The 19684-nt window shown below is 65.3% G+C and carries 13 protein-coding genes; 3 read left to right on the top strand and 10 right to left on the bottom strand.

Going from position 1 to position 19684, the window contains the following annotated elements; genetic code table 11:
• Window positions 1-3 precede the first annotated feature (3 nt).
• Window positions 4-1293, bottom strand: a complete 1290-nt coding sequence (locus AC1RMY_RS23715) for an NAD(P)/FAD-dependent oxidoreductase (RefSeq protein ID WP_492868782.1) — start codon at window positions 1291-1293, stop codon at window positions 4-6.
• Between the two features lie 140 nt (window positions 1294-1433).
• Here AC1RMY_RS23715 and dusA point away from each other — a divergent pair, with 140 nt between their 5' ends.
• On the top strand, window positions 1434-2438 hold the full coding sequence (gene dusA, locus AC1RMY_RS23710) for a tRNA dihydrouridine(20/20a) synthase DusA (protein WP_492868780.1): 1005 nt from the start codon (window positions 1434-1436) through the stop codon (window positions 2436-2438).
• A 195-nt stretch (window positions 2439-2633) separates the two neighbouring features.
• Here dusA and AC1RMY_RS23705 read toward each other — a convergent pair whose 3' ends face one another.
• The 9 genes from AC1RMY_RS23705 to AC1RMY_RS23665 all read right to left on the bottom strand — a co-directional run bounded on the left by AC1RMY_RS23705 (window position 2634) and on the right by AC1RMY_RS23665 (window position 15964).
• Window positions 2634-3485: an alpha/beta hydrolase gene (locus AC1RMY_RS23705; RefSeq protein ID WP_492868779.1), complete on the bottom strand. Its 852-nt coding sequence runs from the start codon at window positions 3483-3485 to the stop codon at window positions 2634-2636.
• 2 nt (window positions 3486-3487) lie between these two features.
• A complete protein-coding gene (gene fhuB / locus AC1RMY_RS23700) occupies window positions 3488-5485 on the bottom strand; it encodes a Fe(3+)-hydroxamate ABC transporter permease FhuB (RefSeq protein WP_492868777.1) in 1998 nt (665 codons plus the stop codon).
• A 3-nt stretch (window positions 5486-5488) separates the two neighbouring features.
• Window positions 5489-6361 (bottom strand): ABC transporter substrate-binding protein, encoded by an 873-nt coding sequence (locus tag AC1RMY_RS23695; RefSeq protein ID WP_492868775.1) that lies wholly within the window; start codon window positions 6359-6361, stop codon window positions 5489-5491.
• Window positions 6362-6372: 11 nt separating this feature from the next.
• Window positions 6373-8784 (bottom strand): TonB-dependent siderophore receptor, encoded by a 2412-nt coding sequence (locus AC1RMY_RS23690; RefSeq protein ID WP_492868773.1) that lies wholly within the window; start codon window positions 8782-8784, stop codon window positions 6373-6375.
• A 99-nt stretch (window positions 8785-8883) separates the two neighbouring features.
• Window positions 8884-9822, bottom strand: coding sequence for a FecR family protein (locus AC1RMY_RS23685; RefSeq protein ID WP_492868771.1), 939 nt, complete (start codon window positions 9820-9822; stop codon window positions 8884-8886).
• A 93-nt stretch (window positions 9823-9915) separates the two neighbouring features.
• Window positions 9916-10416 carry an RNA polymerase sigma factor gene (locus AC1RMY_RS23680; protein ID WP_492868769.1) on the bottom strand — a complete coding sequence of 167 codons (501 nt, stop codon included), beginning with the start codon at window positions 10414-10416 and terminating at the stop codon, window positions 9916-9918.
• Window positions 10417-10786: 370 nt separating this feature from the next.
• Window positions 10787-11287: a hypothetical protein gene (locus tag AC1RMY_RS23675; protein WP_492868768.1), complete on the bottom strand. Its 501-nt coding sequence runs from the start codon at window positions 11285-11287 to the stop codon at window positions 10787-10789.
• Window positions 11288-12572: 1285 nt separating this feature from the next.
• A complete protein-coding gene (locus AC1RMY_RS23670; protein WP_492868766.1) occupies window positions 12573-14651 on the bottom strand; it encodes a capsule polysaccharide biogenesis protein in 2079 nt (692 codons plus the stop codon).
• Window positions 14624-15964: a hypothetical protein gene (locus AC1RMY_RS23665; RefSeq protein ID WP_492868764.1), complete on the bottom strand. Its 1341-nt coding sequence runs from the start codon at window positions 15962-15964 to the stop codon at window positions 14624-14626. Before AC1RMY_RS23665 ends, AC1RMY_RS23670 begins: the two co-directional genes overlap by 28 nt.
• A 286-nt stretch (window positions 15965-16250) precedes the next feature.
• Here AC1RMY_RS23665 and AC1RMY_RS23660 point away from each other — a divergent pair, with 286 nt between their 5' ends.
• Together AC1RMY_RS23660 and AC1RMY_RS23655 are read left to right on the top strand one after the other, a co-directional pair.
• Complete coding sequence (locus AC1RMY_RS23660) at window positions 16251-17255, top strand: NAD-dependent epimerase/dehydratase family protein (RefSeq protein WP_492868762.1); 1005 nt, start codon at window positions 16251-16253, stop codon at window positions 17253-17255.
• Between the two features lie 291 nt (window positions 17256-17546).
• Complete coding sequence (locus AC1RMY_RS23655) at window positions 17547-19385, top strand: glycosyltransferase (protein ID WP_492868760.1); 1839 nt, start codon at window positions 17547-17549, stop codon at window positions 19383-19385.
• Window positions 19386-19684: the final 299 nt, after the last annotated feature.

Here is a 19684-nt window from a genome sequence, read left to right as displayed (position 1 = left end):
GCGTCAGGGCTTCGCCTCGGGCCCCTTGCGCCCCTGCGTGATCAGCCTGGCGCTGTGCTGGCCTGAGATGAAGGTCCAGAACCAGCTCCAGGCGACCGCGACGCGGCTGCGTGCGCCGATCAGGAAGAAGATGTGGGCGATGCCCCAGAACCACCAGGCGATCCAGCCGCGCAATTGAAGCCAACCGAAATCGACCACCGCCGCGCTCTTGCCGATGGTTGCGAGATTGCCCTGATGGCGATAGCGGAAGGGCGGCGGCGCCGGCTGACCCGCCAGACGCGCACGGATCACCCGCCCGACATGGGCGCCCTGTTGCTTGGCGGCTGGCGCGATGCCGGGAACCGGCTTGCCGTCGGCGGTCGGGACAGCAGCCGTATCGCCGACAACGAAGATCTCGGGCCGCCCCGGCATGTTCAGATTCGCATCGACGATGGCCCGTCCCGCCCGGTCCGCCGGCATGCCGAGCCAGGCGGCGGCGGGCGAGGCCGCGACGCCGGCCGCCCAGACGACCGTGCGGCAGCCGACGAACTCCTCCCCGACCGTCACCCCGTCCGCCCGGATGTCCGAAACCGGCCTGCCGAGCAGGACTTCGACGCCGAGCTTGTCGAGCGCCGCCTTCGCATAGTCCGACAGCGAGGTCGGGAAGGCGGCCAGCACGCGCGGCCCCGCCTCGATCAGCAGGATCCGCGCCTCGCGCGTGTCGATGTGGCGGAATTCCTGCCAGAGGACCTGCTTGGCGAGTTCGGCTTTGATGCCGGCGAGCTCGACGCCGGTGGGGCCTGCCCCGATCACCGCGAAGGTCAGGAGCGCGCGGCGCGCGGCCGGGTCGGTCTCGCGCTCGGCCTGCTCGAAGGCGAGCAGCATGCGCCGGCGGATCGTCGTCGCATCCTCCAGCGTCTTCAGCCCCGGCGCCAGCGCCTCCCATTCGTCGCGTCCGAAATAGGAGTGCCTCGCGCCGGTGGCGAGAACCAGCGTGTCGTAGCCGATGGTCGAGCCGTCGGAGAGCAGGACCTGCCGGCCATCCGCATCGACGCCCGTCACCTCCGCCAGTAGCGTCGTGACATCCGCTCGCTCCCGGAACAGCCGCCGGATCGGCCAGGCGATCTCGGACGTGGCGAGGATCGTCGTCGCGACCTGATAGAGCAGCGGCTGGAAGAGATGGTGGTTGCGCTGGTCGATCAGCGTGATCCGCAGGCCGGCACCCTTGAGATCGCGCACGAGCTGCAGCCCGGCGAAGCCTCCACCCACGACGACGAGATGGTGTGCTGCTCGAGATGGCGCTGCCTCGGCCATGACATGCGGCCCCTTCGCATTCGGCGCGGCTGCGAGACCGCCTTCACAGGCCGCCATCTTGCCCGGCCGCCCGGCCGGCGCAAGGCCAGCCCTCACGCGCCGGGGATGCGCGAAGGCCGGTTTTGCGCTAGTCAGCCGCCATGACCTCGCTTTCGCCAGAGCTTTTGCGCTTCTCCGTTGCGCCGATGATGGACTGGACTGACCGGCATTGCCGCGTCATCCATCGCCTGATGTCGCGCCGCGCCCGGCTCTATACCGAGATGGTGACGGCGCAGGCCGTGATCCGGGGTGACCGGCAGCGGCTGATCGGCTTCGACGCAATGGAGCATCCCGTCGCTCTCCAGCTCGGCGGGAATGATCCCCACCTGCTGACGCAAGCCGCCCGGATCGGCGCCGATTTCGGCTATGACGAGATCAACCTCAATTGCGGCTGCCCCTCCGACCGCGTGCAGGGCGGCGCTTTTGGCGCCTGCCTGATGCGCGAGCCGGCGCTGGTCGGCGATTGCGTCGCGGCGATGAAGGCATCCGTGTCGATCCCGGTCACGGTGAAATGCCGCCTCGGCGTCGATGATCAGGACCCGGAAGCCGCGCTCGACGCGCTCACCACCGCCGTTCGCGAGGCCGGCGGCGGCGCGCTCGTCGTCCATGCCCGCAAGGCCTGGCTGCAAGGGCTCTCTCCCAAGGAAAACCGCGAAATTCCGCCGCTCGATTATGAGCGCGCCTATCGCCTGAAGGCTGCGAACCCTGATCTGCTCGTCGCCATCAATGGCGGCATCCGCGGCCCCGAGGAATGGGCCGGCCATCTCGTCCATCTCGACGGCGTCATGATCGGCCGCGAGGCCTACCAGAACCCCGAGATCCTGTTGCAGGTCGATCCGCTGCTCTTTGGCGAGGCCGCGCCGGTTTCCGACGCCTTCGCCATGCTGGAGGCGCTCGAACCGCATCTGGCCGCGCATCTGGAAGCCGGCGGCCGGCTGCATGCGTTCACGCGCCATCTCGTCGGGCTCTTCCCGGGGCGCCCGGGCGCACGCCAGTTCCGCCGCCATCTCGCCGAGCATTGCGTTGCGGCAGGCTCCGGCATCGCTGATCTTCGCGCTGCGATCGCCCATGTCGCACGCCATGAAAGTGCCCGCGCGGCCGCCTGACGAGTTCGTCATGAGCGATGCGCCGCAGGCCGAAGCCGAGATCGTCAGGCGCATCGAGGCGAGCTTGGGCAAGCAGAGCTTCACGACGATGATCGGAGCGCGGCCGAGCCGTGTCGCTGCCGGCAAGCTCGAGTTAGAATTGCTGAGCCGAGGCCGCTTCACCGGTGTTGAAGTCGGATCCTTGCTCGATCCGATTCACGCACGGCCCTCCGCTTGTGGCCCGAGGGCGAAGCGGATTGCGCGGTTGATCGCGACGGGCAGCACGGACATGTGCGTCTCGCCTTCGAATACGGCGAATTCGACGGGCCGACCGGCACTCTGCAGCCGCACGGCCATGGCATGCGTTTCGTCAATCGTCCGCGCCTCCTGAAGGCGCTGGCGCCGGGCGTCCTCATCGGGCGCCCCGATCTGGAAGGGGGCGAGCGCCTGCTCATATTCGCCGACGCCGAGCAGGATGCGGGCGGGCGCCTGCGGCGCTGTCGCGTGGCGCAGCAGATTGTACCCCTCCCACCAGATCGCGGGGCTGATCGCAATCCAGTCACGAAAGGCCTGTGGGCGCGTGAACAGGGCGTAGAGCACGAAGAGGCCACCAAAGGAGTGGCCGAAAATCGCCTGATGGTTTCGGTCGATGGGCACGCGCCGGGCGATCTCGGGCTTCAGCTCGTCTTCGAGGAAGGCCAGGAATTCTTCCGCGCCGCCGGTGCGGACATCGGGACCGCCCTCGCTATGCGGCGGGTAGGTCTTGCCGGGCGGCGGACCGTAGTCCCATGAGCGGCGCACGCTGTCATAGGCACCGTCGGTCGGATAGCCGATGCCGACCACCACTGCATCGCGAATGCCGGTGCCGAGCGGATAGGCGGCCTGCACGCGCAAGGCTTCTACTGTCGTTGCGATCACGGCATTCGCGTCGAGGAGGTAGATCGCAGGCCAGCGCGACGCGGGTGGCGACCCGGGCGGTATCCGCAGAAAGATGCGATAGGGCGAGCCCCCCTTGCCGGGGGCGAGATCGAACTGGATCGTTTCGGGGAGCGGCGGCGCGCGTTCCATCGTCATTTCCTTGCGAGCAGCACGAACAGCACCGGCCCGCCGATCAGCGTCGCGATCAGCCCGGCCGGCATCTGCCAGGGAAAGGCGATGACGCGGCCGAGCCAGTCGGCGGCGACCATCACGAGCGCGCCGGAAAGCGCCGCCGCGGCGAGTTGTGGCATCGCGCGACGCAGACCGAGCAGCCGGGCAAAGTGCGGCGTCATCAGGCCGACGAAGGTCAGCGGTCCGACGATCAGCGTAGCGGTAGCGGTCAGCGCCGCAGCCAGGAGGAGTAGCAGGAGCCTCGCCAGAGACAGTCGGACGCCGAGCGCCTGCGTGGTCGCATCGCCCAGGATCATCAGGTCGAGCCAGCGCAGCAGCATCGACACGGGCCCAACGAGAACGATCGCGACCCCGGCCGCCCACGCCATCTGCGTTTCGTCGACACCATAGGTCGAGCCCGTCATCCAGCTCATCAGCAGCATTGCGCGGGGGTCGCCGCCGGCGAGCAAGGCGCCGACCAGTGCGTCCAGCAGGGCGTCGATAGCGATCCCGGCAAGCAAGGTGCGCTCCGGCGTGAAGCCTGACCGGCGCCCCAGCGCCAGCATCACCGCGAGGATCGCGGCCGAACCCGCTGTTGCGGCGACGAGTTGCTGGTGGCGGCTCACCGCCGGCAACAGGAACAGCGCCACGATGAGGCCGAAGGCGGCACCGGCGCTGATGCCCAGCACTTCCGGACTCGCCATCGGATTGCGCAGGAGCCGCTGCAGGATCACGCCCGCAAGGCCGAGCATGACGCCGGCGGCAAGCGCGGCCACGGTGCGTGGCAGCCGCCAGGGCGAGAGCGCTGTGAAAGCCTCGCCCCAGGCGAAGGACCAGCCACCCGTCGCGGAGCGCCCGAAAGTCAGGGAGATCGCGACCGTCGCCGCCAGGCCGAGGGCGAGCAAGGCGAGGATCAGGCCCGGATGTCGGCTGCGCAGCTCGCTGCGAGGGCTGTCGGTCGGGAGCGAGGCGGTGGCGCGCAGGCGTGGCAGCAGCCACAGCAGAACGGGCGCCCCGAACAGGGCCGTGACCGCGCCGGTCGGCAAGGGGCTGCCACCCTGTCCACCGAGCTGCAGCACGAGCTGGTCGGTCAGCCACAGCAATCCGGCGCCGATCACAGGCGCCCACAGCATCTGCTCGTCCAGTCGTCTCGCGCCGGCCAGCCGGGCGATGGCGGGCGCGACCAGGCCGATGAAACCGATCACGCCGACGAGGCTGACGACGACCGTGCTCAGGGCCACGGCGACGGCGAGCGCCGTGAGCCTTGCGAGGTGGAGCGAGAGACCGAGGCTGCGCACGCCCTCGTCGTCGAGCGCTAGCAGAGTGAGTGGCCGGATCAGCAGGATGGCGAGGAGGCCGAGCAGGGTGATCCGCCAACTAAGCGCCTGCGCGACATCCCAGCCTTGCTGGATAAGCGAGCCGTTGCCCCACAGGAAGAGACCCTGGAGGTAGTGCTCCTTGAACAGCAGCAGGAGCGCCGAGAGCGCACCGCAATAGAGGCCGAGCACGAGGCCGCCGAGCACCAGGACGAGCGGCGCAAGGCCACGCCGCCAGGCGAGCGCGACCGTCGCCGCCATCGCCGCCGCCCCGCCGATGAAGGCGATGCCGTCGCGCCCCAAAGTCGACAGGAGCGGCGCGCCCAGCACCGTCGCGAGGCCAAGCGCGAGCTTGGCGCCGGCCGCGACGCCGAGGGTCATCGGGCTCGCGAGTGGATTGCGGAGGACCTGCTGGAAAACCGTACCGGCCAGCCCGAGCGCCGCTCCGCAGAGAATGCTCACGACCATGCGCGGCAGCAGCGATTGCTGCAAAATTAGGATGTTCATGTCGCCATGGGCGCCGGCCGTCAGCAGGCTCGGCCATTGCTGGGGCGGCAGCCTCGCGGCAAGGGTCCAGAGCGAGAGCGCGAATGCCGCCGCGAAGAGCGGCAGGGCGAGCCGCCATGGGCTTGCCGGGATGGCCTCGCCTGTCAGCGCTCTCATCGCTCAGCCTCGCGACGCGACGACTGTGTCGCTGATCAATCGCGCGAAGCGCATCGCCGAAGGGATGCAGCCGAACATCAGCACGGGCGGAAGCCGATAGTTCCGGCCGCTCCTGACGAAAGACAGCGATTGCCAGATCGGATTTCCCGAGAGCGAGGACAGCACGCCGGGCGGGACCGGATCGAAATAGATCAGCAGCGCATCGGCACCCGTCTGTAGGGCCTCGATGCCGACGGTCGCGAAGCCCCAGTAGTTGGTCTGTCCGGTCCAGGCATTGGTCAGGCCGATCCGACGCAGCACGTCGTCGAACAGGCTCTTCGCGCCGTAGACCCGCACATGGCGCTGATCCATGAAGTTGACGAGATAGACCGGCGGCAGCGGCCGGCCGCTCAGTGCTGCGCGCGCTTGCGCGAACACCGCCTCGGCCTCGGCCTTCAGGCGTTCCGCGGCGTCCGGGTCTCCGATCAGGGTGGCGAGCCGCGTGGCGGCTTCCCCCGCCAAAGCGAGCGGCCGGCCTTCGGGCACATAGACCGGCAGCGAAATCACCGGAGCGATCCGTTCGAGCCGGTGATGGATGCCTGCGAGATAGGGTGTGCTGATGATCGCGTTGGGCCGCAGCGCCTGCAGAATTTCGAGGTTCGGCTCCCGGCTGGTGCCTAGATTGACGGTCTCGGCCGGCAGCGTCGGCTCGACTACCCAGCGCTCCCAATCCTGTGACGCGACGAGCGCCTCGGGCGGGCAGCCGAGACGGATCAATGTTTCGGCGAGGCCGTAGTCCATCGCCGCCAGCCGCCTCTGCGGACCGGCTGCATAGGCTGGCGGTGTGATCGCCGCCGCGGCACAGCCGAGCAACAGCGACCGCCGCGAGACCGGCATTCCGCCCGCCATCACCAGCGATAGGTCAAGGTGCCGATGACCGTGCGGCCCTGGCTGAGATAGCAGTAGCCGGCATTGCAGACGCTGACCTGCTTGTCGGCGATGTTGTTCGCCGCGACCGAGGCGCTGAGGCCCGCCAATTGCGGGCTCACCTTGCCGAAGTCGTAGCGGAGCACGGCGTCGAACAGCGTGTAGGCATCGTTCTTCGCGATGTTCTCATTGGTGGTCCAGGTCTCGCCGACATAGCGCATGCCGACGCCGGCGCCGAACCCGGCGAGCGGTCCGCTCTGGACATTGTAGTTCAGCCACAGCGCGGCGACATGGCGCGGCGTCACCGCAGGGGTCTGGCCATATTCGCTGGCGACCGTCGTCTTGGTGATCTCGGCGTCGGAGAAGGTGTAGGCTGCCGTCAGGTCGAGCCCATCGAGCAGGCGCGCCTTGGCTTCCAGCTCGATGCCGCGCACCGTCACCTCGCCGACCGAAACATAGTAGGGCAGGGCGCCGACATAGCCGCCGACCTTGGGAGTGTTCTTCTCCTTCAACTGATAGGCGGATGCGGTGAGCAACAAGCTGCCGTCGCTGGGCTGGTACTTCACACCGGCTTCGATCTGCTCGCCTTCCGAGGGTTCGAGCACGGCGCCGTTCAGCCCCTGGCTGGTGACCGGCTGGAAGGAGGTCGCGTAGCTGACATAGGGCGCGAAGCCATTGTCGAAGAGATAGAGCAGGCCTGCGCTATAGGTGAAGGCGTCGTTGCGGTTCGCCGCCGTCACCGTGTCGGTGATCTGGTTGCTCTGGTTGCGATCGGTCCAGTCCTTGCGCGCGCTCAGCGCAAGGCGCCAGTTGCCCAGACTGATCTGGTCCTGAACGTAGAGGCCGAGCTGTTCGAGCTGCGAGCGCGTGCGCGTCGTATAGGCTGGAGTCGGCCCGGAGATGCCGTAGCGGGGATTGGTGATGTCGAAGGCATAGTCCGAGAGGACGGGGCCGAACCCCAGGCCGAAATGCCAGAGATTGTAGTCGTAGTTGAGGCCGAGCAGCAGCTTGTGGGCGGCCGGACCCGTGCGGAAGTTCGCCTCGAGATTGTTGTCGATCTGGAAGCTCGTCAGCCGGTCACCGACTGACACGGCGCCGCGGTTGTAGATCGTCGAAGCCGCGCTGGCGAAGCTGCCGCTCAGATAGCGCGATTCCGCATCGATCTGGCTGTAGCGGACCTTCTGACGGAAGGCGAAGACGTCATTGAACTTGTGCTCGAAGCTGTAGCCGATCTGGCCCTGCTTCTGCTTCAGATAGTCGTAATGCGGATCGCTGGCGCGCAACTTCAGGAGCTGCCCGTTCCTGTTGAGCGCGGCTGCGCTCGCGTCGCTCTCGTCCTGCTGGTAGAGCGCGTAGAAGGTCAACGAGGTCGCAGCGGTCGGGCGCCAGGTGAAGGACGGCGCGATCATGAAGCGCTGATCGGCGATTTCGAAATTGGTGTCGCCGACGCGCCCGAGGCCGACGACGCGGTAGAGCATGGTCTTGTCGGGGTCGACGGGGCCGCCGATATCGAAGGCCGATTGCAGCCGGCCATAGGTGCCGATCTGCGCGGTGACTTCGCGGATATTGTAGTCCGTCGGGAGCTTCGAGCGCCTGTCGACGATGCCGCCCGGAACGCTCTGGCCGTAGAGCACCGAGGCCGGCCCTTTGATCACCTCGATGCGATCGAGGCCGTAGGGCTCGGTGCGGAAGGTCGTGAAGCCCGCCGGGAACTGCTTCAGGCCGTCGCGGAAGTCACCCAGCGTCGTCATCGGGAAACCGCGGACATAGATCTGGTCGAAGCGCGGATCGAAGCCGAAGGCGCCCGTCGTCACGCCAGCCGTATAGCGCAGCGCCTCCGGCACGCTCGTCACGACGCGATCGTCCATCTCCTGGCGGGTGACGACGCTGATGGAGCGCGGCGTTTCGATGAGCGGCGTCGAGGTCTTGCTGCCGGCTGTGCTGCTGCGCGCGACATAGCCGACGCTGTCGCCCTGGCCTCGCACCTCGACCGTGTCGAGCGCGATCGTGCTCTCCGGCGCCGACACCGTGCCGCCGCTCGAGGCCCAGGCGATAGTCACGCTGTCCGGGCCGGAGAAGCGGTAGGTCAGGCCCGTCCCGGCCAGAAGCTGCGCGAGACCCTGCTGGATCGTGTAACGACCCGAGAGACCCGTGCTGGAACGGCCGCGCGTGACGCCTCCGCTATAGATGAGCTGAATCTGCGCGGCATCGGCGAAACGGTTGAGGGCGCCGGCCAAGGGGCCGGCTGGAATCGAAAAGTCCCGCTGCGCAGCCGTGCCTGCCTGCTGGGCTTGCGCCGACGACGGCAGGACCACGCACGGCACCGACAGCAATGCTGCGATGCTCGCGCTCCACATCAGGGACGCGAACCGCCCCGTCCTCGACGCCTTCATACCGATCTCCGTTCGACGCATCCGCGGGGCCTGTTTCGCCCGCTTGCTGCTATGACGACGCGGCTCGCCGAATGAGGAGGTCGGTCTGCGGAAAAATTCTCAGCGATGGAGAAGGACGAGGTAGCTGGTCAGCCTGGTCGCGCGCAGGCCGAGGGATGCCTGGATCAGATCGAGCGCATGCAGCGGGTTCTTCGTCTCGAAGACGCCGCTGACGCGGTGGCTGTGGAGCGTAGGGTCGACGATGCGGATGAGACCGCGATGGTAGCGGTTGAGTTCGCTGACGACTTCCCCGAGAGGCCTGTCGACGAAGATCAGCTTGCCGCGCCGCCAGGCCGTCTCTGCCTCGGCATCGACCATCTCGACCGAGGCGATCCGCGTGCGCGAGAACCGCGCGCTCTGGCCGGACGAGACAGCCGCAGCCTGCCCGGCCGCCGCGGCCGGGGCGACCGCGACCCGGCTCTCGAGCACGGTGACGACGGTCTCGCTGCCGGTCTGCCTGACGGAGAAGATCGTGCCGAGCGCGGCGGCCGAGCCCGATGCAGTCTCGACGATGAACGGCCGCGCCGTATCCTTGGCGACCGTGAACAGCGCCTCTCCCTCGACCAGACGAATCCGGCGCTCCTGCTCGCCATAGCGGATCTCCAGCGCGCTGTCGGTGTTGAGGTCGACCCGCGAGCCATCGGCCAGAACGAACTCGCGCGTTTCGCCGATGCCGGTCACGACGTCGGAGCGCCAGCGGGCCCACCACGAGCCGTCGAGGACCGCGATCGCCAGCATCGCCGCCAGCGCTGCGCCGAGCGGCGCCCAGCGCCATGACCTGCGCCAAGACCGGCGCTGCGTCGCCGGCGCGGCAGCGGGGCGCTCGATTTCGCCCAGCGCCGCCCATGTTAGCGCGATTTCGTCATAAGCCGCGCGATGCCGTGGGTCCGCGAGCCAGTGCCGGAAGGCGGCATCCTCGGTCGGAGACAGGGTTCCGGCGTCGTGCCGAAAATACCAGGCTGCCGCCTCGTCCCTGATCGCCTCGTCTGTATCCGTCATCCGGCCGTTCCGCCTGCCTGCCATTGCCTGCTGACTCGTTAGACGACCGGCAGCGAAGAAACAGGAGCTTACACGGCAAAGAGGGGCCTCTGGTCAATCGTGCTCGCGCAGCCGGCGAGCGCAATGCAGTGCGGCAGCGCGCAGATGCTTCTCGACCATGTTGCGCGAGATCCCCATCCGCCTCGCGATTTCGTCCTGCGAGAGGTCGTCGAAGCGGCGCATGACGAAGCATTCGCGGCAGCGTGGCGGCAATTCCTCGACCGCGCGCGACAGGATCGCCAACCGCTCGCGCCAGATCAGGGCATCTTCGGCGTTGGCTGCGGGATCGGCCGCTTCAACCTCGTCGAGAGGCGTGAGCGGCTGCCGCGCTTGCCGGCGCTGATGATCGATCACGAGATTGGCCAGGATGCGATGCAGGAAGGCGCGCGGCTTGGCGATCGTCGGCGTCGGTGCGCTCGTAAAGCGCAGACATGCCTCCTGGACGAGGTCATCGGCCACATGTCCTCCGCCGAGCCGCCGGCGTGCGAAGCGCAGCAATTCGCCATAGCAGGCCTCGACCAGCCGCGATGAGGACTCTGAGGCTATGGGACTCATCGGAAGATGCGTATTGACCGAGCCAAGGGGGAGCATAGCCAATACGTCGAGAAGAATATCTGTGCAATATCAATATTTTAGATCGTTTCCAGACTAGTCCTGCCGACTGCTGAGTTTTCACGCACGTCGTCGACGGCTCCAAGTGCTCCTCGATGGATAAGCGCTCAGTTGCGAGCCAGCGTTCAGGCTCTCGGTATCGCCCCCGCAAACCGAGGCGTTGCCCTCGCGTTTGTCTATCCGCATATAGTCTTCGGACGAGGCTGCTTTGGCTGTGGTAAGCATGGGCGATGGGTTCAGTCGATGACCGGAGCCCTGTCCGCCAGTTCGAGAAACAGCGCGAGGCAGGCCATCCAGACGATGCCGAACCAGATCACGAGAACCGGGGCTCGCAACCGGGGCAGGTCACACCCATCAAGCGGAACCGCTGTCCGCCAGTATGGATGATGCCGACGCTGCCTGCTTGGCCACGGTCCGCCGTGCCGGGCATCCACTTTTCCTCATTGGTGGCGTGGCACACGGCATTGCGCATGTCGAGGAAAGCCTTGAGGATCGGGGCGATCGCACTCCTGGCCCCCGCTCGGCTGAGCGCGGAGAGACCTGTTGCTTGCGCCCCCGCATTGGTTGGGACGGTCTTGCCGGGGAAGCGGGGCGGGAAGGTCGTGATCAACACGCGCGGCGGGGCCATGGCGGCTCGGGCGATGTCCCTCCACCGAACTTTCGTCGTCTGCGCCATTGCGCTCGAATCTACACGGTCGTTGGTGAAGCCATATGCCGGGGCGAATTCGGGGTAGGGCACAAGCGGGCCGAGATAGTTGATGCCCGCTGGGCGCTCGGCTTCGACCATGACGTCATAGGCTACAGGCGGAACCATGTCAGGACGCCTTCTGGATGACGATGTAGGGCAGTCCAGGTATCTGAAGGGTTTCGATGGAAACACCCAGAAACGTTAGGTCAGTCTTGCGGGTATCGCCAGCAAGTGTTGAGAAATGCTCGTCATCTTTTCGAAGTACACGATCTGGTTGCTACCCTCGCGATCTGTCCAATAGACGTAGCCTGAGCCATCAGGCGGGGCGGCACCCGCCCGTACCATTGGTAAAGGCGGGCGCTGCCCGCCTACCCGATCTCGGCGAGCGAGATTGGAAATTAGGTTCGCAATCGACTCCCCCAACAAATGAAGTTGCCTTCGCTCATTGCGGAGCCGTCATCTCGCTGTTGATGGGTTTCTAGCTATAGATCGATACGAGAAATCGATAATGACAATCGAAAATAATTGGAAATTGTTTGAGTGTATTGTATTTAAAAAAATACATATCTAAAAAACTCAATAGATTTTGTAAAATATAATGACGTTTATTTATTAAAATGACAAATATATTTCATTCTTCAATTAAAAATTACAATAACTCTATCGATTATGAGTCTTCCGTCGATTTTTGATGCTCAGACTGCTCTTATAGGAAAATCTGGCCTGCGATTTTCGCATTGGGACAACATAAATACGCTCGATTGATCGACGCAGAGACCCCTGCCATCTCGAGCACTATTGTGAACCTCAGCGTTCGTGCAGCAAGCGTTTCGCGCGGTCAATCCGGTAAAGTCGGCTTAGGTCGCGGTTTTTTCGGAGTTCCCAAACAGGCCGGGCCACGAGCACAAAACGGAGCGGACGGATCTTGAACGGTGCGAGCCACGATCGCATTGCACAGCCTCAAATTTCTGCGCCGCTATGAGCAAAGCAAAATTCGCACCATCAGTGGAAATAGCGCCTCAAACTGGTGCAATTATTGCAACATGAATTGCGGCTCTTGGAGGGAACGCGATGAGCGCCAGTACCAATGCCATTCGATGCGAAGACTGTGGAACGACATCTATAAGCCTACCCAATTGGCCACATGACGACGCTGAGATGTTCTGTCGCGGCTGCGGAGAGAGCCTGGGGACGGTTCGGCACCTGCGCGAACTGCTGGAAGCCACTCTGAGGGATGAATCGGACCACTATTCAGACAACGATAATTAGTGCCAGCATCAGCGAGATTTATCATAAGGATCAATACAATCAGTATTTTATATGGGCCCCAAGGTGATCTCCCGTAAAAACCTGCCGTGGCGCGGGCCTTGCGAACGGGCCTTGCGAATGGGTGTTGCGCCCATACGCGCCATCAGTTCAGCATCGGTCCGGACATGATCATTCGCCGAGTCCGCGCGATGATGTGGCGGGCCTTGCCAGCGACGACATTCATCAAACTTGGTGGTGCCGCGAGCTGGCTCCGAATGCGCCGGACGAGAACCTCCGCCGGGCACGGTCTTCCCGACACCGGATCGACATAGCGCGGATAGATGATCAAGGCGACTGCGACGAGTTCATCGATGCTGAGACGACGGGTCCTGCGGGCGCAGGTCGCCAGATCATCCGTCAGGCCCCATCCGGCATAGAAGGGCATGCCGTGAGTCGTTACAGGTTTTCCACGCAAGAGTGCCTCGAAGCCGGTGAGGGACGTCATCGTTTCGACGGCATCGCACCAATCGAGCAGATCGGGCATAGGGGCGTCCGAAACGACTGCGTCCGCATGGGCCAGGGCCTCGCGCAAGCTGACCCGGCCAGGCCGATAACCGTGCTCGACGTCAGGATGCGGCTTGAACAGGATGAAGGCGTCAGGGTGGCGGCGCCTTGTGGACTCCAGCAGGTCGATCGAGCGCTGCAGTCGAGCCGAGCCGAGCGTGAGCGATGCATCGCCATCGACTTGGCCGGGAACGAGGATGCGCCGTTGCCCGGGTGCCGAAGGCAGAGAAACCGATCTGCCGGTATTGTACTTGCTGAGCCGGGCGGAAACGATCGCCTCCCTCAGGCGCTCCGCGCGCGCCAGGATCTCGGGATCGCCGACGCCGGCCTCGGCCAGACGCTCGAAGTCGCTGGTCCTCCCGCTGTCGTAATAGATCCCGCTTTGGTCGAGAGCGAAGGACGAAGCAGGAACGAAGGCCGAGCCGAGGCCCCGAGACCTGATGAAACCGTCCTCAGCGCGGATGACGGGGATCGCGGCACGGTCCGCCGCACCGGTGTCTCTGTGGCCCCACACGAGAATCCGGCCATCCCGGCCCTGGGTCTTGTCCATAGCGGAGGCGAGGCGGCGAACATGGAGGGGGCGGCCATGGCGGCCTTCGAGAAAGGGGCTGACGGCTTTGCGCTTCCAGCGAGACAAGCCGACGGTGATGGTCGGCCTGTCATTCTCCCAGTAGCGGTCGCGCAGGAAAGCGAGCTGCTCGACGGCTTCCTCGAAGCTGATCGGCGTCCGGTCCCAGGCGTCGAGATAGTGCGGATACAGCAGTAGCGTCGCGGCGATCAGTTCCTCGACGGTGCATGTCCCGCGCGGCACCGTGGCCTCATCGCGAGTTACGCCCCAGCCCGCATAGAAGGGCGTGGCAAAGCAGGTCACCTCGCGACCGGCGAGAAGCGCCTCGAACCCGAGTTGACTCGAGACGGTGAAGACGTGCTCGAACCCGTCGAGCAGATCCCAGACGATGTGACGGCCATCCGCAATCGCGACGCCGAGATCCCGGGCGAGCGGGACAAGATGGCCGGGCTTTCGTCCCGCCAGCGTTTCCGGATGCGGGCGCACGACGACATTGTCGCGGCCGAACCGCTCGAGGGCCGAACGGAGCATCCACGTAAAGTCAGAACGCTTCCCGCCTGCTCCCGTGATCGAAGCATCCCCCTCAGTCTGGTCGACGACGAGAACCTTGCCCGAGGGCGCGCGATCCAGAGCCGATGAACAATGCGCCGGCGGGCAGGTATCGTTGTATTTCGATACGCGCAGCGCGCGCATTCGCGCGGCGCAATCGCGAGCACGCCCCATCAGCGTCTCGTTCATGTGCAAGCCACTGCGGATCAGATGTTCCAGGCGCGAGGGTCGAGCGGTGTTGTAGTAGATGCCGAGATCGTCGGCGACGTAGGACATCGATGCTCCGACGCTCGGCAGGACCGATCTGAGCGGCCCGTCTTCGAGGGCGATGTAGGGAAGCTCACTGCGTCGGGCCAGCGCGCGGGCATGCGCCGCTGTCGGCTTGAAGCCCCAGCCGACGATTGCATCGACAGGCCGGAAATGCCCTCCCATCAAGACGGGCTCGGCATTGAGAAGGCGGGCGATGTCGTGTCGCAGGCGCCATAGCCCGGCACTGAGAATGCCGACACGCGTCGCTGCGCCGCCATCGGCCGTTATGGTGTTGTGCAAACCAGCGGCCACGGCTTGATGCCTCCCGTAACGCCAGCCTTTCGAAGCAGGCAGGTGGCGAGCTCCAGCGGATCGGCTTCGGGCACCATGAGCGGCTTGCGGTCCAGGGAGACGAATGCGAGCGCCCGGGCCGGCTCCTTCTCCGAGAAGCGAATGTAACCAACATGGGCATTGTCCCGCAGCGCGACGACCCCGTCCGGCTCGCTGCCCCCGCCATTGGCGGCCCGCACCGCGGAGATCGACCCCGCGCCGACACGCGTCCCGTTCGACGCATTGACGAAGATGTTCCCCTCCGCCACCAGCACGCCGCCGCCGCCGGCCGCCGCGCCATAGACGGCACTGTCTTCGCCGGTCGAGTAATGCGTCGGTGCCAGCACGACGAGATTGTTGACGAAATGGACGGCTGCGTTGGATACGACTTTCGGGTGCCGCTGGCTGGTGCGATCGAACACATTGCCCGCAATCGTCACGAAGATGCTGGGCTTCAACGGTCCGTCGAGATTTGCATTGGGATTGTCGCAGCCTTGCGCCGTGCGATCCTTGTAGCAGGTCAGGGTGCCGACCAGCATGACCTTGTTGTGATTCTCGATATGGTTGAACGCCACGGTGACGCGCGACGTGACATCGGTGATGCGGTCCTTGCGGACGATATCGACACATCCGTCACCGCATCGGCGGAAATTGTTGTGCAGCACGGCAATACGATCGAAACTGCCGGTCAATCCGACGGCGTCGCCGGTCTTGTCCTCCTTGTCGTCATAGACGTCCCGGGCGAAGATCAGGCCCTTGACGATGATGTTCTCGGCGCCGGCAATCCCCAACTGCGTGATGCGCGCATTGGAGATGATTTCGACCTGCGTGCAACCGCCGTCGATCGTCACATTCGAAGGGAGCTGCAACCCGGCTTCGAGGCGGATCTGCCGTCCCTTGAGTTCAGGTCCGAACACGATCCAGCCGCCGCCGCGTTGACGGGCCAGGTCGACAGCGGCCCGAAGCGAACCAGCCGGCGCGGGCCGGCCAGGCGACGATTTCGCGTCGGCCGCATTGGCCACGACGATGAGCGGTTTTCCCTGACCTCCGGTGGTGCCGGCAGCGAAGCCCCCGACGCTGCCGATCAGCGCACTGGTCGCGACGGTGCCGTCCGGCGACAGGGTCGGGAAAGCGTCCTCGCAGCGCGCGCCGGCTGCGGCCGCGTTGGCCTTTTCGAGGAAAGCGGACGGCTCCAGGGCAGGCTTTGCCGCTACCGCCATAGCCCAGATCGTCGCGATTGCGGCGACCCCATGTGGCAAGAGCCCTATGTGCGCCTTGCTCAGAATCCCCTGCACCGGCGAACTCCCAACCTTCGCCGCCGACGCGACGTTCACTGAATTCCGACAGGATACAGCCGGATCAACCACCCGCAATTCAACAACGGGAGGTCGCCTACGCCTTAGGTAGTAGAAATGGAGAATAGAGATTTCGTCTCTTGGCGAGCCGCCCCGATGAATTCAATGCGAACTCCTCTTTATGCGTAGCCCCGTCGACATTTGACGGTCTGTAGCGCGCGCCCGGAATCCGTTTGGATCATCTGAGCCTTGCCGACAGGCTGGCATTTGGGCGGAGGACTGGTTTGTGCGATTCTTGATCACTGGGACGGCTGGTTTCATCGGCTTCCATGTCGCCAAGCGATTGTTGCGCGATGGGCATGAGGTGGTCGGCCTGGATGGCATGACCTCCTATTACAATGTCGAGTACAAGCGACGCCGCCACGCGATGCTGCTTCAATCGGCCTCGTTCAGCGCCCATGAGATCATGCTCGAAGATGCCGAGGGCGTGGCGCGTGTCTGGGACGAGGCCCGGCCCGAGGTCGTCATCCATCTCGCCGCGCAGGCCGGCGTCCGCTACAGCCTCGAGAATCCGGGCAGCTACATCACCTCGAATGTGGTCGGGACCTTCAATATCCTCGAGAATGCCAGGCGAACCGGGCTGGCTCATCTCCTGCTGGCATCGACGAGTTCGGTCTATGGCGGCAACGAGGAGATGCCGTTCTCGGAGCGGCACAGGGCCGACCATCCGATGACGATCTATGCGGCCACGAAGAAATCGGCGGAACTGATGGCGCATTCCTACGCGCATCTGTTCGACATCCCGACGACCGCCTTCCGGTTCTTCACCGTCTATGGCCCCTGGGGCCGCCCGGACATGGCGCTGTTCAAGTTCGTATCCGCCATCTTCGACGACAAGCCGATCGAGCTCTACAACGCCGGGAAGATGGAGCGCGACTTCACCTATATCGACGATCTCGTCGAAGGCATCGTTCGGCTCGTCGACACGCCTCCGGGCGAGCGAGGAGACACTCCGCTGGAGTGCGATTCCATTTCGCCGGTGGCCCCGTTTCGCGTGGTCAATATCGGCAGCGAGAACCCCGTTGCGCTGCTCGATTTCGTCGAGGAGATCGAAGCGGCAACCAGCCGCAAGGCGATCCGCGTCAACCGGGAGATGCAGCCCGGCGACGTGCCGAGGACCTATGCGGATGCCTCGCTCCTGAGCGAGCTCACCGCATACCGGCCGGCGACACCGATCTCGACGGGCATCGCCGAATTCGTCGCCTGGTATCGCGATCACCATCAGGTTTGATCCAAGCACGAGGTTTCAACCGTCTTGATGCGCGTGGCGTTCGAGCAACTCCTGGCTTCTCCTCCGGTTCGGGGAAAGGCGGCCCAGGGCATTCGCCCGGCTCGCGACAGGCAGGAATTTAAAGGAGGTGGCGCGCCTGACCCCATTACGGGTCACGTTCTGCTCGGCCAGGCCCAGGGGCTGGGCGCCGATCAGCCGAATACACGGGTGCTGGCTTCCGCTTCGGATCTGTCGCGTCTGGCTCACCAGGGGGACAAGGCGCCGGCCGCCCTGGATCGTCTTCTGGTCCTCGTGGCGCGTTATCCATCCTGCGAACGCCTGCAGGTGCTGGCGGCCCGTGTGATCGAGATCGCTGACAAGGAGGTCGACGCCCGTGCGGTTTGGGCCGGCGTGCAGCAGCGGTTCCCGATGTCCGTCGAGGCGCTGCGGCTGCTGCTGCGCTGGACCGCGCGAGACAAGGGGCGCGAAGCCGCATTGCGGCTGATGGAAGAGCGATTTCCCGAGCGCCCCAGTTCTGCCGGCGGGTTGCTGGCCTATGCCTGGGGATGGGACGAGCTGAAGATCTTCGCGCGGGCGGATGCGGCTTTCGAAGCGCTTCTGGCTTCGGATGAGCGTGACTGCGCCGCTGCGATTGCCTTTTCCAAATCGCTCCTCAATCGGGGGGAGGTCTGGAGAGCCTTCAGCGTTCTCGATGGAGCACGCAAGTCGCGGGGCACCTCGCCGAAGCTCGCCAAGGCTCTCGCGCCTGTCGAGGCCAAACTGCAGCAGTTGCGCGCCCTGTCGCCGGGCTTCAGAGAGGGGCGGGCCTCGGACGCCATCCTGTCCGGAATTTTCGAGGACCTCGGCCGCCAGCCGGTGCTACGGCCGGAACGGCGCAGTTTCGTCGGCTCGGTCCTCATGATCATCGGGTCGCTCGGGGCGGGCGGGGCGGAGCGGCAGTTCGCCGTGACCGCAGGAGCCCTCCAGCGCGCGATTCATAGCGGCGAGGCGACGGCGGGCTATGATGTGATCGGCCCGCTGAACATCTTCTGCCGTTCGCTCCGGTCTCGCGAAGCGGCGGATTTCTTCGAGGGCAGCCTGCGCTCCCAGAACATCCCCGTCTATGAATATGCGGATTTCGAGGCCTTTGGCGGCAACGAGGGACAATCCGTCGTTGCGCCCATTCGCGAGGCCCTGCATTTTCTGCCGCAGCAGATCATCGACGGCACCACCCGGCTTGCCGACAGCATCCGCTATCTGGCGCCCGACGTGGTTCATATCTGGCAGGACGGCTCGATCCTCGCCGCCGGCCTTGCTGCCGCCATCGCGCGGGTTCCGCGCATCGTTCTGACGGTGCGCAGCCTGCCCCCGATCGACCGCCCCGATCGTTACCGGCCGGAATATGAAGTCGTCTTCAGGTCGCTGCTGGCGCTGCCCAGCGTCAGGCTCGTCGCCAATTCCAACACCGCCGCCCGGCGTTACGAGGAATGGCTCGAACTCGAGCAAGGCAGTGTCGATGTCATCTATAATGGCGTCGATGCGCTCGACGATGTCGCGCGGCCCGAAGACCTCGCAAAATCGTCGGCGTTCGACGCCGCCACGGCCGGATGGTGTTTCACGGTCGGAAGCGTGATGCGCCTCGACGAGAACAAGCGCCCATTTCTGTGGCTCGACGCCGCCGCCGCGATGCTGCGGTCGCAGCCGGCGATGCGGTTCATCCTGGTCGGCGACGGCCCGCTCAAGGCCGCCGCCATCGACTACGCCTCGCAACTCGGCATAGCCCATCGTGTGCTGTTCACGGGGCGCTCGCAGTCCGTCGGCTACTGGCTCAGCCGAATGGATGCCTTTGCGCTGCTCTCGGCCGTCGAAGGCTTGCCGAACGTCCTGATCGAGGCGCAGCACGCAGGCGTTCCCGTCATCACGACGCCCGCCGGCGGTGCCGCGGAAACCGTCCTGGCCGGCGAGACGGGCTTCGTTCTGCCATTGCGCGATGGTGAGCCGGATCCACAGGACGTGGCTGACCTGGTGCTGGCCTTGCATGCCGACCCGCGGCGGAGGGCCGCAATGTGCGCCCGCGCCCGGGACTGGGCCCATGCGACGTTTTCCGTCTCCGTCATGACGGAGCGCATGGTCAAGACCTTCATCGCATAGGGGCGCGGCGCAACCGCTTCCCGCACTGCTGCTCTCGTCCGGTGGCCAGACCATGCGATATTTCCGCGAAGCCCTGCCGCCATCCGGCGCTGGCCGCGCAAAAGGCGCCTGGCCGGGATTCCCACAGGAATCTGGGCTTACCCCGCTACCCATTTCGTCGGAGCCTGCGAGCCCGCCTCAATAAGGTGGTCCACCTATAGGCGGTGTCGCCGCGCCGGCCAGATTTCCCTACTTTTTCAGTCCGCCGGGCGTTTCCCCGCCCGTCCCCTGGAGAGGCGTGATGATCTTTGTTCAACGTG

The sequence above is a fragment of the Allobosea sp. GW822-FHT03F07 genome (assembly GCF_058801345.1).
Note: the sequence above shows the minus strand (reverse complement) of the source record. Positions and strands in the feature narration are given on the sequence as shown.